General features: G+C 46.3%; 13 protein-coding genes. 4 read left to right on the plus strand and 9 right to left on the minus strand.

The features are described from left to right. Nucleotides 1–30 precede the first annotated feature (30 nt). Nucleotides 31–252: an addiction module protein gene (locus EYB30_RS09245; RefSeq protein WP_166838645.1), complete on the plus strand. Its 222-nt coding sequence runs from the start codon at nucleotides 31–33 to the stop codon at nucleotides 250–252. 496 nt (nucleotides 253–748) lie between these two features. On the opposite strand, the gene EYB30_RS09255 is transcribed toward EYB30_RS09245, so the two are convergent. The 4 genes from EYB30_RS09255 to EYB30_RS09270 all read right to left on the minus strand — a co-directional run bounded on the left by EYB30_RS09255 (nucleotide 749) and on the right by EYB30_RS09270 (nucleotide 3952). Further along, on the minus strand, nucleotides 749–1588 hold the full coding sequence (locus tag EYB30_RS09255; protein WP_166838646.1) for a DUF4435 domain-containing protein: 840 nt from the start codon (nucleotides 1586–1588) through the stop codon (nucleotides 749–751). After that, nucleotides 1581–3017 (minus strand): AAA family ATPase, encoded by a 1437-nt coding sequence (locus EYB30_RS09260; protein ID WP_166838647.1) that lies wholly within the window; start codon nucleotides 3015–3017, stop codon nucleotides 1581–1583. Before EYB30_RS09260 ends, EYB30_RS09255 begins: the two co-directional genes overlap by 8 nt. Before the next feature lie 273 nt (nucleotides 3018–3290). Beyond that, nucleotides 3291–3599, minus strand: coding sequence for an addiction module antidote protein (locus tag EYB30_RS09265; protein ID WP_166838648.1), 309 nt, complete (start codon nucleotides 3597–3599; stop codon nucleotides 3291–3293). A gap of 38 nt (nucleotides 3600–3637) precedes the next feature. Then, complete coding sequence (locus EYB30_RS09270; protein ID WP_008222020.1) at nucleotides 3638–3952, minus strand: helix-turn-helix transcriptional regulator; 315 nt, start codon at nucleotides 3950–3952, stop codon at nucleotides 3638–3640. Nucleotides 3953–4162: 210 nt separating this feature from the next. On the opposite strand from EYB30_RS09270, the gene EYB30_RS09275 reads away from it, so the two are divergent. Continuing rightward, nucleotides 4163–4921, plus strand: a complete 759-nt coding sequence (locus tag EYB30_RS09275; RefSeq protein WP_166838649.1) for an alpha/beta hydrolase — start codon at nucleotides 4163–4165, stop codon at nucleotides 4919–4921. A 223-nt stretch (nucleotides 4922–5144) separates the two neighbouring features. On the opposite strand, the gene EYB30_RS09280 is transcribed toward EYB30_RS09275, so the two are convergent. The 3 genes from EYB30_RS09280 to EYB30_RS09290 form a co-directional block, all read right to left on the minus strand. Further along, on the minus strand, nucleotides 5145–6614 hold the full coding sequence (locus EYB30_RS09280) for a hypothetical protein (protein ID WP_166838650.1): 1470 nt from the start codon (nucleotides 6612–6614) through the stop codon (nucleotides 5145–5147). A gap of 199 nt (nucleotides 6615–6813) precedes the next feature. After that, the gene (locus tag EYB30_RS09285) at nucleotides 6814–7755 is read right to left on the minus strand and encodes a dienelactone hydrolase family protein (RefSeq protein WP_166838651.1); all 942 of its coding nucleotides are present in this window, start codon (nucleotides 7753–7755) and stop codon (nucleotides 6814–6816) included. A gap of 77 nt (nucleotides 7756–7832) precedes the next feature. Then, nucleotides 7833–8747: an alpha/beta hydrolase gene (locus EYB30_RS09290; RefSeq protein WP_166838652.1), complete on the minus strand. Its 915-nt coding sequence runs from the start codon at nucleotides 8745–8747 to the stop codon at nucleotides 7833–7835. A 215-nt stretch (nucleotides 8748–8962) separates the two neighbouring features. Between EYB30_RS09290 and acuR the strand changes: the two genes are divergently transcribed. Together acuR and acuI are read left to right on the plus strand one after the other, a co-directional pair. Next, entirely contained in the window at nucleotides 8963–9595 is a 633-nt protein-coding gene (gene acuR / locus EYB30_RS09295) for an acrylate utilization transcriptional regulator AcuR (protein WP_166838653.1), read from the plus strand. 43 nt (nucleotides 9596–9638) lie between these two features. Beyond that, nucleotides 9639–10625 carry an acrylyl-CoA reductase (NADPH) gene (gene acuI, locus EYB30_RS09300; RefSeq protein WP_166838654.1) on the plus strand — a complete coding sequence of 329 codons (987 nt, stop codon included), beginning with the start codon at nucleotides 9639–9641 and terminating at the stop codon, nucleotides 10623–10625. 121 nt (nucleotides 10626–10746) lie between these two features. Here acuI and EYB30_RS09305 read toward each other — a convergent pair whose 3' ends face one another. Both EYB30_RS09305 and EYB30_RS09310 read right to left on the minus strand, forming a co-directional pair. Then, the gene (locus tag EYB30_RS09305; RefSeq protein WP_166838655.1) at nucleotides 10747–12669 is read right to left on the minus strand and encodes a methyl-accepting chemotaxis protein; all 1923 of its coding nucleotides are present in this window, start codon (nucleotides 12667–12669) and stop codon (nucleotides 10747–10749) included. 302 nt (nucleotides 12670–12971) lie between these two features. Continuing rightward, a complete protein-coding gene (locus EYB30_RS09310) occupies nucleotides 12972–13493 on the minus strand; it encodes a helix-turn-helix transcriptional regulator (RefSeq protein ID WP_166838656.1) in 522 nt (173 codons plus the stop codon). Nucleotides 13494–13533: the final 40 nt, after the last annotated feature.

A 13533-nucleotide genomic window follows, 5' to 3' on the forward strand; every position in this document is an offset into this window, starting at 1 on the left:
CCAGTCAGGTTATTTAATACGGCCAGTTTTATGATTACCACAGAACAAATCAAACAGCTTTCCACCGCCGAAAAACTGCAGGTGATGGAAACCTTGTGGCAAGAGCTCACTGCTGAAGGTGCCGATCACCTAGCCTCGCCTGCCTGGCATCAACAAGCTTTACAGCAAACTGAAAATGCGGTTAGAGAAGGTGAAGAAGTCACGCATGACTGGGAGCTAGCGAAGCAGAGTTTACGTAATAAATTCCGATGAAAATTAAGGTTCTCACTGCTGCAATAAACGATCTGGAAAATGGCCGTTTGTTCTATCAACAGTAAGGAGAGTATCTTGGTGACTACTTCCTAGACTCCATCTTTAGTGATATTGATTCTTTAGTTATTTACGCCGGTATTCACCAGCAGGTTTTTGGTTATTACCGCATGCTGGCACATCGTTTTCCTTATGCGATTTATTACAAAATGCCAAAGCCAGGTGAAGTTGTAGTGTGGCGAGTGTTGGATATGCGGGCTAAGCCCGCAAGGACAGCTAAAAACCTGGAATCCTAGCGCTTAGTTGTCAGTCAAAAGGCAAGACCTGACCCCGAAGTTAAAGGCAAGACCTGACCCCAAAGTTTAAGACCTGACCCCAAAGTTTAATAAATTCCGATGAAAATTAAGGTTCTTATTGCGACGATAGACGACCTGAACAATGGCCATTTATTTTACCCGCAACAAAGATGGTCAAAAAGCAAGACCTGCCCCTGCACTCACTATGCAACCGCCGTCAACAATATGTTCTCCAACTCTTCGCACTCCCCCAAATCACTGACAATACTATTAAATAAAGTCCTTTTACTGTTGATGGTAGAGTACGAATCGACTTTACGAGCATTACACTTTTCTTTCAAGTAGCGATGAAGCGACTCCAAAAGCACCTTCCCAGGAAACGAGATCGAAACGCAATGCTCTTCATTGAAAACCGCTCGATATGCTTCTATACATTGCTCTTCACTAACATGCATATCCGTTAAAATGCTATTCTTAAATCGTTCTAATTGTTGGCGGCAAACTCGCCAATCTCCATTAGGTCGATTCAGAAATGCTGAAGCCCATCTTTCTTTGTTTCCGTTAAATATACACTGATAGTAGTAAAGAATAGGAATAATCCCGCTAAGCTCTTCGTTGAGATGTTGAATTAACTCCGTGATTGTAAAATGTCGCCTTACATCCTGAGGGGTCACGTTCAACAATACAGACAAAAGCCTAGAAATAACTTGCACATTAATAGCATAGTTTTCAATAGAGTACTTACGAAGCAAGTAAACAAATGGATAAGGGTAAATGCGATCTGGATCATCGAAATCCATATCTAAAATAACAGTTGAGTTTTGAATAGAGTTTCCCTCCAGAAATTTCAATATATTACATTTACCGCCTCCAAAAACTACCAAACGTTCATTATTTAACGAGTGTTTTCTACATATTATTTCAACCAAAATCGAATAAACTGATAAATCAAAAGGACCTTCCACAATTAGGTATTTTGAATTTTCATCCATTAATACTCGATCTAAATTTTCTCTAGCATTGTAAGTTGGCAACTCATCCATTCTTGTAGCATGTCCTTAAGTTTATTTTTCTTGCTTTACCTGAAATAATAGCTGGTGAATGTGTAGCTACAATCACCTGAGTATCAGGTGATAACCTTGAGATCGCTGGAAGGATTTCGCGCTGCCATTCCAAATGAAGAGATAATTCAGGCTCATCCGCAATAAAAACTGTGCTTCCAACAAAAGATGAAAGACAAACTCGACCTAAAATTACAAGTAAGTGTTTCTCTCCGGAAGAAAGGTTTTGAAGATCTAACTCCACTCCATCCTTATCAACTTTGAAAAGCCCAGCCTCATTAAATGATATTGACTTGCCATGTGACAAAAACTCGTTTATTTCAGATTTGAACCTATAGAACTTAGATAGAAGTAGAGATTTTTTATTTTGCATATCATTTATTAACTGTATGACTTCTTCAAACTTCCTAAACTGCCTAACTGAGGCTACTAGATTAAAATACGATTGGCTGTAGGCTTTATACTCAGATTCAGCAAAACTTTTTTTTGAACCCTTTTTATTCTGAGCAAGCTGCCATGCATCATGACTTGAAAGTAAATTCTCTTTTGCTCTTGCCCAGATTTGAAAATGTTCCCTTACCATCTGTTCAGAAACGTTAAGATTTAGGTCTTTAATATGCTTTATTACGTTTTCAGCATCCTGACCTGTATCTGTATCTCTAGTTTCCAGAATTTTTTGAACATAGCTAACTGCATCATCTTTGCTTGAATTATTTTGAAATAATAATTTTTCAAAAATTGTTGATTTTAACGATTCTAACTCTGCCGCTATTTGAGACTGCGCTGCCGTGTATCTCTCTGAAAACTCTTGCTGTAATTTTTTAAGTACTCGCATATTAGGGTCGAGTAACTCGCTAATTTCTTTCTCAGACATTCGTTGCCTACGCAACTCATATATTAGCACTTCATCACTTCTGCCGTTTAAATCATGTATTCTCAAAAGTGGTACGTAAGTAAGTGATACCACTTTTTTTATTGCAAGGCGTAAAGACATTGTTCTTGCCCATGATTCATCACGAGTATGTCTAACAGAGAATTTATAAGGTTTGTCTTTTTCAATAACATTTAACAGTGCACTAGAAAGACCAAGCCTGCTTTCCGAGTCACTTTTCACTTGCAGCTTTTCACTAAATAAGTACGTTATCGTCTCGCCATCTCTAACTAAATTTATAAAACTGATTTCTTTACGACCACCTATCGGAGCAGTGATAACTTTCAAGCTTTTAAATGGCAAAGATAGCAAAACACTAATGTCGACTTGTAATGCCGCAACAATCAGGTTTATTAAAACCGTTTTACCTGAGCCATTTACTCCATATATACAATTGTCATGGGGGTTAAAATCAACCACCATCTCAGCCTCGTTCCCAAACATTCCTTCAATTCGAACGCGCCTTATGTAGCGTTGCATAATTTCATCCTTTTATTGAGCGCATACCTCAGGGTCAGGTCTTGCCTTTTGCAATCTTGAACTTTTTCTTGTCAGATAAGCCCCAAAACTTGTACCACTTTTACCTTAAACCTAAACGCCGTCAAGTATTTAAATCGGCTAAGCCGCTGAATAGATTGGCAGTGGTTTATCACAAACAGCAATAGCAATAGCCATCCTGCCATTTTGGCGCCGGAGAAAACCAACGAACTGCTGATTAAATGCTGATATTGATAGTAGTCAGCTAAGGCAGAGCTAACCAGGCTGGGTGGCATTAGCCGTTTGCACAGTAATCTGCAACCCCAGCGCTTTGGCAACCTTGGCGACGGCAGCAAAAGTTGGGTTGCCGTCGGGGGAAAAGGCTTTATATAAACCTTCGCGGCTGATGCCGGTATCGCGCGCCAGTTGACTCATATTTTTCGCTTTGGCAATAACCCCTAATGCATGCACGATAAACGCCGGATCATCGCCCGCTTCTTCAATGCAAGCTTCAAGATATAGCTGAATATCTTCATCAGTTTTTAAATGCTCTGAGCAATCCCAACGCGTGGTTTTAATAGCCATAACCTACACCTCTGCCCATATCGTTTGACTACAGCAGCTTACGCCACTGATTTGGCAATATTCTGCGCCACAACATAGGCTTTGTACTGGGCGTCAATTTTAAAAAACACCTCTACCGGCGCGTTATAAACCCGCTTTATCTTGGTTGCCAGATCAATGCTTAACTCACTTTCGCCGTTGATAAAACGGGTAATGGTAGATTTGGCCACATTCAGATCACGGGCTGCATCGGCTGCTGTCAGGTTTTTACGCTGCAGATAGCGTTTAAAATGTGCGCCGGCGGCTTTTGGCGGGCCAATCAGGCCCATCTCACGCAGGTTTTCACTGCTTAGCAATTCCGTATTGTTTGTCATTTCATCTATTACCTTAACGTTGAACCGCGCGTTGAAACTGCACGGCTAACCTTATGTCTATACAGCTTAGCCCTTGAGCCAACTGTTGAAAAGCGTTGATGCCAGCCGCATTGCCAGAGATCTAACCTTTGACCTTAAACAATGCCGTTTGCTTTAACCCCGCTATCCGCTAAGCTGCTTTACACCCTTTCACCTGCTACCGGATAAACCATGCGTATGCCGCTTACTGTTGCAGGCTATGCACTGGCGGGTTATTGCCTGCTGTGCCTATTGCTGTATTTGCTACAGCGGCAGTTAATTTATTTCCCCGTGCCGGCGCAGTTGCCGCCAACTGAGCCGCTGATGTTGCAACAAGCCGGTGCCACTGTGCTGGTTAGCCAACAGCCGCGCGACACTAGCCTGGCGCTGCTGTATTTTGGCGGCAATGCTGAGGATGTCAGTATCGCTTTACCGGAATTTGCTGCCGCCTTTGCCGACCATGCGGTTTATGTAATGCATTATCGTGGTTATGGCGGTAGCTCTGGCAGCCCGTCTGAGCAGGCATTGGTTGCCGATGCGCTCACCCTGTATGACCTGTTACAGAGCAAACATAGTGACATTACGGTAATTGGCCGAAGCCTGGGCTCTGGAGTTGCCGTGCAGCTGGCGGCGCAGCGGAAGGTCGCGCAACTGCTGCTGATAACGCCGTTTGATAGCCTGAGCGCACTGGCCCAGCGGCAGTTTCCATTCTTTCCGGTTAAATGGTTGCTAAAGGATACCTATAACTCTGTCGCCTATGCGCCGGCCATTAGCAGCCGCACGCTGGTGTTGCTGGCAGAGCAGGATGAAATTATCGGCCGGGCTCACAGCGAGGCGCTGTATCAGGCCTTTACGCCTGGCGTTGCTACATTGCAAAGCTACAGCGGCAACCACAATAGTGACCTACCCGCCAGCCAAATTGCCGCCTGGCTGGCTACGGCGCCGCCCTGAGAAAAGATGCGACAACGCACGAAAAAGCTAACTTATTGCGGGTCGCACCAGAGGCCTGGCGGCGCTGGTGATGCCCGTTGTGAGCATTTGCTATCGGTGCTATTGACTGGTGTTTTCGGCATCAAATAAAGTTACCGAGTAGGTTTGATGTTTGCCCCCAACACCCTTCCGTTATAAAAGCCCCTATAACAAGATCAACAATGCCCCTTGTCGAAGCCCCTGGTTACTTGGCTTCATCAATCGGATTAAATGACGAGAGCCAAGTAACGCCTCTCTTATCAAGATCTCCATTAGAAATATCTTTACTGACTTGATCAAGCGTTTGATTGAATGATACCGCCATATCCTTGGCGACCTTAGCATTATCAACTCCTATTTCCTCCAGTGTTTTCCCTTCAATGTAACCTTTTACCGTGCATTGCATTTTGGACCTTTCTGTTAAAAGTCGATGCTCAAAGCCCATACCTTTCTCAGTTTCTTTAGAATCAAACCCAACTCTTTCACCAGTGGTTGCAGCAAACGGAGGGATCCCGAGTTCTGGCCCAGTTTGAACCATAGTATGCGCCGTAGACGTTTCGTTTGGCTTTACTGTCAGAGAAGTGTGGATGCGTTGAAATGGTCCGTTATCAGTACCCAAGTAACAGCGTATTTCTGTCTCGTTACCGGGCTGTGTATAGAGATGGGTAACCATATGCTCTTTTCCATAAGCAGAATATTTTATAGCAGTGATAAGTGGAATCTTTGCCATCTTAACACTTGCATGGCCTTTGCCCTTTGCTGCTTGCATCGCTTTAAATAGATGGTCATAAAGCTCCTTTTGTGATGGAAGGTTAGCTTTCAGATTTCCTGCTTGTTTCAATTGCTCCAGGTGCGATTCGGCATCGACTAGCTTACAAAACGCAGTAAAACTATTTTTAAACTCAGGGTGTAATTCCTTTGCCGTAATAGGGTAGCTATTTTTAACGGACGTTTTCTTTCCAATTAGTTTGGCAGTAATTGCTTTTGTATTTCCTTCATTAGCAATTATTGAGGCGATAACTTCACCAAATTCATTAAGGACCTCAAGTACCAATTTTTTCTTATCACCAGCGGTTATTTTTAGTTTCTCTGGCTTTTTTCGCTTTATCAGTTTTATAGCTGGTTCATCAGAAATTTCTGCAACTTTACCGCTAACTTCTGCGCCTTTGCCACTCGCTAACTTTTGGCTTGAACCATCTTGCTCCGCTTCCTGTTGTTCTTTTGCTTTGGTTTCTTTTTTAACTCCTATGTTGAGACCTTGTTCCACTTCTTGCTCAGGTAGAGCATCTGTTAATGGTTGTAATTTATTACGAATGAGCACTTCATTCATTCTTGCAACCGCTGTTGAATCGAGATTCAAGCCAAGCTTATCAAGTTCAACCGAAAGTTCTTCGGGGGTCATTGCGGCAAACCACTTAGCCCAGGCAAGGTTAGGACAAAAGTATTCGCCTGGTTTCTGACCAACTACACGCTGGAGGATGGAAGCTTGTAATTGGGCAACCTGTTTTGCCTGAGGCCTATTATTAGCCAACTCTTGCAGCTTCCGTTGTGCAATAGCGTCAGGTCGATTATCGACAAACTGGAAACTAGACTCGCCAGCGCTTTGTATTTGAGCAATGCCATTCGCAACCGATCGGCTTTTATTTTCTTGCATGTTATCAGCGTGAGTATTCATAAATTTATCTTTTCAGGTTTAAGAAATTGCCTATAACAATACAGATAATGCACACTGATTCGCCTGAAAACGCTTAGCTAACCCTGCTTGTTCTGATGCTACGCCTATAAAGAGCATAGCAAACAAGGCTAATGCGTGCCCACGAGGCCAGGATTTGCGCAAAAAGGGCTTGGCTTATTAAACTAATAACGAGTGGCTGTTATTCGCTCTCATCACTTCTTGACGCCTGCCGACTCTGCTTTAGTTTTTTCATCAACCATAGCTGATAGCGCGGTTTCGCTGCATCGGTGACCAGCAAAACATCCTGATCCTTAACAGAGTAATGCCGGCTCAACGGTGATATTTCTATTTCTTCACCTTTGCTATTACGACACTTGCCCATACCAAAAATGGGAGCTTGCCGCGCCCAGTGCTCGCCTTGATAAATATAAGACAGGCCATTTTTGGAAGTTGTTATCAGGTCAATATAACCTGCTTCTGTTGTCGGTTTTTTAATATAGGCAAGCAGAGTTCTGTCTACTTCTTTCACTGTCTGCCTGCCCCGGCGTTTAGTTGGCGCAGTGGCAATTTCGCCGGATAGCACCCGCACTATAAACCTTAGATACTGCTGATACCCTTGTTTATTAAACGCCTTTGATGCCGGATTGATAAAACCGTGCGCGTAGCCTGTACTCACAGCACTTACGCCCGGCTTTTGTTGTAGCTGAGTGCAGATCTCCGCTACGGCAAAATGTGGCTCGCTGTGGCCAAAAATAACCTGCACCGGCACAGCTGGTGTTAACGCCAGATGCTGATGTATTTGGCCCGGGTAAAACAGCACGGCTTGTTTTACCGCTGCGCTATTAGATGTTGCCAGTGCGCGCCATAGCGCCGTAGCGCCGGCGCTAAAACCGATGGCCAGGTCAAACGGCTGCACACAGCTTTGCAGCGCCTGCGCGGCGATTGCGGCATAGCCTTCATGGCCGCACTGTGCAGTAAAAGCCGCATAGGCCTGAGCTTCATCGACAAACTGCTGGCGTATCGTCTGATAAGGGTCGATAACATCAATAACCGTATCGGCTTGACTTAAATCGGCCAGCAGACGCTCAAGGCCGGCACATAAACCAAAAATATCGCTTAGCACTAGCAGCCGTGTTGTCACTTATCCTCCTTAAAATGAATACCGCCATAAAGCCCAACTAACAGACCGGGCCTTGGCTTTAGCCCTGCAAATTTTAATTACCGCTGCGATGTTAGCAAAAACGCTACAATTTCGCTTTGATATTGCCGGGCGAGCCCGCCGTGGCCGCCACCGGCTATTTTTAAATGCTGATATCGATACGGATAGTGATGTTGCTGCAGCCGCTGAATAATCCTGTCGGACATTTCACTGGATGGCCACAGCTCATCCGCTGTGCCTGAGATAAGTAGCACGTCGGCCTGCATCTGCTGCACCGGGATCAGCGCTTGCTGATAAGCCTGCTGATTTTGCATGGCAATTTCATAGCTCCGGCGAATATTGCCTTGCAGCAACGGCAGTGTTGAGCGCAAGCTAAAAGGCACAAAAGCAATGGGTTGGCCCTGCCAGCTCCAGGACGAACTGGTGCTATACCACTGTGGGCTGGCAAACACCACGTCACTGCCGACCACTGCAATTACAGTGCTGATTTGCGCTGAACGACTGGCCAGCAATAAGGCTAACTCCGCCCCTTTTGATACGCCCAGCACTGACAGTCTCTCTGCGGCGATGGCAGGATTGCTGCGGGTATATTCAATAGCGTCAAGCACCCCGCCAAGCTCTATCCGATCCAAACCGGCTGGAATACCCGGCAGGCCAAAATAACCGACGACCAATAGTGCAAAACCCGCATCCAGATAGGCTTGCCGCTCTGGCGCACTGCGCGCACTGGTCATGCTCATGCCACCTTCTGAGCCACCGAAAAACACCAGCAGCGGCGCGGGGTTGTCGGCACTTGCCGTTGCCGGTAGATACAATTGGCTTTGCACCTTGCCCTGGTTGGACAGGGGCACAAACCAGGTAATTAACTGCGGCAGCTGGCTGCATAGCAGCAACACGGTAAGTAGCAACAGCGAAATCGTTTTGAGTTTGCTTAATTTTAATGCTCTGGGTGTATTGGATAATGTCGAAAACATAAACCTTCGCCTGATTAATTTAACCTAATGCCTATTGTGTATTAACGGCGGCAACAAAGGCAGCCCTTGTTGTCATCAAAGCCGGCTGACAAATGTCAGCTGTTGGTTGCGAAAATACACGCGGGCCCAGACACCCCGCTTTGTATATACCCCCTAAAACAGCCTCGACCTTTGTCTAATTCGCTTTTATAGACGACCGGTCTATTATTATTGCCATGACGACATTAAACCCCACACCTCACAGAGGCAGACCGCCGAAATCAGCTGCACAACAGCGGGATATCCGCGCCGAGCTGATTAGAAGCGGGCTTGAGCATCTAACCGAAATCGGTTTTACCGCCTCGGGCTTAGATAAGATGCTGAAAAAAGCCGGTGTACCTAAAGGCTCATTCTATTTTTACTTTAACAGTAAAGAAGCCTTTGGCCATGCCGTGCTTGATAGCTACGCCAACTACTTTGCCAGCAAGCTTGATAGCTGCTTGCTGGATAGCAGCGTTCCCCCGCTACAACGGATGCGTAATTTTATCGACGATGCCAGGCACGGCATTGCCCGGCATCAGTTTAAACGCGGTTGTCTGGTAGGCAACTTAGGCCAGGAAGTGGATCTATTACCCGAAAGTTTTCGCCCGCTGCTGATAGCCATTTTTCACAGCTGGCAGCAGCGTATTGCCAGCTGCCTGCGTGAAGCGCAACTGGCAGGCCAGTTGTCGTCAACTGCCGATTGCGATGCTTTAGCGGAGTTTTTCTGGATTGGCTGGGAGGGCGCCGTAAGCCGGTCACGGCTGGAGCAAAGCACGCAGCCGTTAGAGCGCTATGCCGAGCAGTTTATGCAGGGCTTAGTCAGGTAGTTTTTTATACATCAATAGACAATTGGTCTATTTAGGAGGCGATATGTTCAAAGGGTTATTAATTGAAAAAGACGAGCAAGGTTATCGCGCCACAGTGCGGGATTTAGACGATGCAGTACTGATGGACGGCGACACACTGGTCAGTGTGGCTTACAGCACCCTGAATTATAAAGATGCGCTGGCCATTAGCGGTAAAGCACCGGTAGTGCGCAAATTTCCTATGATCCCGGGTATTGATTTAGCCGGCACGGTAATCAGCTGCGCTTCAGGCAAATTTAAGCCTGGTGACGAAGTGCTGCTTAACGGCTTTGGTGTCGGCGAAGCGCACTGCGGCGGTCTGGCGCAAAAAGCCCAGCTGAATAGCGACTGGCTAATAGCACTGCCCAAGGGGTTATCGGCTAAACAAGCGATGGCAATTGGCACCGCAGGCTACACCGCTATGCTATGTGTGATGGCGCTGCAAAAGCATGGTGTAGTGCCAGACTCAGGCGAAATTTTAGTGACAGGCGCCAATGGCGGTGTGGGTAGCTTTGCTATCGCGATACTATCTAAGCTGGGCTATACCGTTGTTGCTGCCACTGGCCGGGTTGACGAAGCAGACTATTTAAAGGCACTTGGCGCCAGCGATATTATTGACCGGCATACACTGTCTGAACCCGGCAAGCCGCTGGCGAAAGAGCGCTGGGCGGGCGTGGTCGACTCTGTCGGCAGCCATACTTTGGTGAATGCCTGTGCCAGCACTAAATACGGCGGTGTGGTGGCAGCCTGTGGCCTGGCCCAGGGTATGGACTTACCTGGCACTGTCGCGCCTTTTATTCTGCGCGGTGTAACCTTAGCCGGTATCGACAGCGTAATGCGCCCGCTTAACGATCGCATAGAAGCCTGGGACAAATTAGCTGAAGTGTTAGATAGCAGCACACTGGACAACGTGGCCAATGAGATAGGCTTAGCGCAGGTGTGTGACACCGCACAGCGCTTACTCGATGGTCAGGTGCGTGGCCGTATAGTCGTGAATGTAAACCAGCTTTAAGCTTTGCGATAAGTAAAGGCGCTTAGTGCAGTTTATACCTAAGCGCTTTACTGCCCACCTATTAATGCAAAGCAAACTTCAGATTGCGTTCGCTCTGCACACAGCCCTTAACGATAACACGCTAAATTTTAAACCGGCCAACAATACTGTCTAAGCGGGTCGTCATCTTATGTACGGTCTGCGTTGCCTGCATGGCGCCGGACACGTTTTCCATCGATGATGTCGCTAACTCATCAACCGTGGTGGTATTTTTATTTATCTCTTCTGAGACATAAGACTGCTCTTCCACCGCGGTGGCAATCTGATAATTCATATCCTTTATTTCACTGGCAGAGGTTTTTACCGAATCGATAGAGGCGGAGGTGGTGCGGGTTAAATCAACACCCAGTTTGGCTTTCTCACGGCTGTCGCTGACGATGCTAACCGCTTCGCTGACGCGCTTTTGCAGGCTGGCAATCATAGCGTTAATTTCTTCTGTAGAGGCTTGAGTGCGGCTAGCCAGGGTTCGTACCTCATCGGCAACCACGGCGAAGCCACGCCCCTGATCACCTGCCCGCGCCGCTTCAATTGCCGCATTCAATGCCAGTAAATTGGTTTGCTCTGCAATACTTTTTATCACATCGATAACTTTACCGATGTTGCCGCTTTCATCATTAACTTTTGAGATCACCTCGCTGGCCTGAATGATAGAAACATCAAGTTGCTCAATGGCAGTGGTGGTATTTGTCAGTAACTTTTTGCTCTCGGTCGCTTCAGCCTCTACTTTGTCTGCTGCGCGGGCTGCGCTGTTACTGTTTTTCGACACATCGTGAATAGTGGTAGTCATCTCGGTTATAGCCGTTGCAACGGACGTAATTTCATCGCGCTGCTTAGCGGTATGTTCGGTAATGGTATTCATCATTGCCGTTACATCTTTAGTGGCATGGCTAAGTTCTGTGCTTGAATCCCTCACCTGACTAATCGACTGTCGTACTTTTTCGGCAAACTCATTAAATGCCAGTGCCAACTGGGTAAATTCGTTATTGCCCTCTACTGTCAGGCGCTGCGTTAAATCACCATCGCCCTGAGCAATCTCACGCATTGCATGCACAGCGCTGCATAGCGGCGTAGTAATAAGCTTCGCCAATACAAAGGCCAGGCCAATGCCGGCTAACACTAACACCAGGCCGATAGCAGAAATAAAGGTTTTCGTTGCACTAATGCTTTGCACATAAGCTGAGCGATCCATCGCCAGTTCAATCACACCGATAGTGCTATTGTTGTAGTCGGTGAGCTTTCCGGCGTAGAGGGCAAAATTATCGCCCTTCGATTGGGTAACAGTAGTCACGGTTTCGCTAAGAGCCTGTCTCAACTGGGCGCTATCTAACACAGCAAGGGCTGAATTAGTGGTAGCCAATAATTTAAAACTATTGCCATCGTACGCATGCACGGTGACATCGATACCGTATTTGTCTTTTATGATGTTTAAAAATGCTTCATCCAGCGACATGCCAAATTCAATGCTACCAAGATGTCGCCCTTCAAAAGCGATAGGCGCTAAACCACGAATAGCAAAGCCTGACACACCTTTCTCAATGCCTGAAACGTAGTTTTTATTATTATTTACATCCAGTACGGTTTGCCTGAAACCACTTAAATCATCACCATATTTTGATGTGTCATTGAGCCGCAAAAATGAGGTTGCCGGAGGGAGATGAAACTGGCCTTGCTTTACACCAAAGCTTTGTTTAGCACTGTTAAAAAATGGCAAGGACAGCTCTTGCAAACCGGCCCGGTCTTGCTCAGCAAAACGGGCCTGTATCATCGGGGACTTAGCAAAACTCTCTGATAACGCAGTAGCCAAACGCCCTTCTGAAGCAATTTCTGACAATACTGCGTTATACAATTGGCCAAGTTCACGTAACTCTGCGGTTTTAGACATCTTTTGCAGAGCATTAAGCGATGAATAGGCCAGCACGCCTGTAATAAGTAGCACCAGAATCGTCACTATGCTGATCAGTACATTTGTCATTTTAAACTGCTGCAACACATTAAGTAGTTTCATCACACATCCTGTTAATTTATACGTCTTTTACTCAGCAACCCCGGTATAACAGGGGTTGCCAGCGTACAGGCCTTGCATCCGACTACGCAAAACGTCAGCCGTATTATCATGGCTGAAAATACCGGTGGAAATCGTATAGGAACTTACCGAGCAGAAGTACTTAGCAATCCTGGTTTAAAAGTAGCAGTAGTTAACAAAAAGTGCGTGTACAGACATTAGTTTAAATTCGCCATGGGTTAATAAGTATGTTCAGCTGCACAACAATAAAGAGACGGCCTCAGGATAAGACACAATTGGGGTTTCTACAGAGCAACATCATTCGGTGGTGGCAGTAAGTCTTCTAAGAAAAACGCCGCTAACTCGGCACGGTTACTAAGCCCGGCTTTGGCATAAACCGCCGTAGAGTGCACCTTGGCGGTTTTTTCTGTGGTGCCACGAATGTAAGCAATCTCTTTTAAACTCATTCCTTTAAGCAGTAGAAAAGCCACTTCCCGCTCAGCTGGCGTCAGTTGCCAGACACTTAGCTGAGAGTCGATCATACCCGACAAGCCCTTTAAATACGCCCTTGACTGCTCGCGCCATAATTCGGCCTCTTGCTGTAACTTGGCGGAGAGCCGACGCTCGCTTTTCAATGCTTTTTTCAGTTTAAAGCTATCGCGCAGCAGATAAAAAATGCCGCCCAGCGCAGCCAAACCCGCTACCGCTTCAACTGCGGTGTGCCACAGCAACACCCCCTCCCTAAAGTCCGTTACCAGATCCAGTAAAATCACTACACTGATCAGCGTAAGAGTAATAAGTAGTACCAGGCGTTCTTTACGTTGCATCAGTTTCCCTTAGTGTCGGGGGTAGCCCTGAATAAACTAT

Origin of the sequence: Rheinheimera pleomorphica (assembly GCF_011634895.1) — a bacterium.
GTDB classification, from domain to species: domain Bacteria; phylum Pseudomonadota; class Gammaproteobacteria; order Enterobacterales; family Alteromonadaceae; genus Alishewanella; species Alishewanella pleomorphica.

Excerpts from the sequence above, each read along its gene's own strand:
- EYB30_RS09245 (WP_166838645.1), top strand. The coding sequence starts at position 31 with ATGATTACCACAGAACAAATCAAACAGCTTTCCACCGCCGAAAAACTG.
- EYB30_RS09255 (WP_166838646.1), bottom strand. The coding sequence starts at position 1,588 with ATGGATGAGTTGCCAACTTACAATGCTAGAGAAAATTTAGATCGAGTA.
- EYB30_RS09260 (WP_166838647.1), bottom strand. The coding sequence starts at position 3,017 with ATGCAACGCTACATAAGGCGCGTTCGAATTGAAGGAATGTTTGGGAAC.
- EYB30_RS09265 (WP_166838648.1), bottom strand. The coding sequence starts at position 3,599 with ATGGCTATTAAAACCACGCGTTGGGATTGCTCAGAGCATTTAAAAACT.
- EYB30_RS09270 (WP_008222020.1), bottom strand. The coding sequence starts at position 3,952 with ATGACAAACAATACGGAATTGCTAAGCAGTGAAAACCTGCGTGAGATG.
- EYB30_RS09275 (WP_166838649.1), top strand. The coding sequence starts at position 4,163 with ATGCGTATGCCGCTTACTGTTGCAGGCTATGCACTGGCGGGTTATTGC.
- EYB30_RS09280 (WP_166838650.1), bottom strand. The coding sequence starts at position 6,614 with ATGAATACTCACGCTGATAACATGCAAGAAAATAAAAGCCGATCGGTT.
- EYB30_RS09290 (WP_166838652.1), bottom strand. The coding sequence starts at position 8,747 with ATGTTTTCGACATTATCCAATACACCCAGAGCATTAAAATTAAGCAAA.
- acuR (WP_166838653.1), top strand. The coding sequence starts at position 8,963 with ATGACGACATTAAACCCCACACCTCACAGAGGCAGACCGCCGAAATCA.
- acuI (WP_166838654.1), top strand. The coding sequence starts at position 9,639 with ATGTTCAAAGGGTTATTAATTGAAAAAGACGAGCAAGGTTATCGCGCC.
- EYB30_RS09305 (WP_166838655.1), bottom strand. The coding sequence starts at position 12,669 with ATGAAACTACTTAATGTGTTGCAGCAGTTTAAAATGACAAATGTACTG.
- EYB30_RS09310 (WP_166838656.1), bottom strand. The coding sequence starts at position 13,493 with ATGCAACGTAAAGAACGCCTGGTACTACTTATTACTCTTACGCTGATC.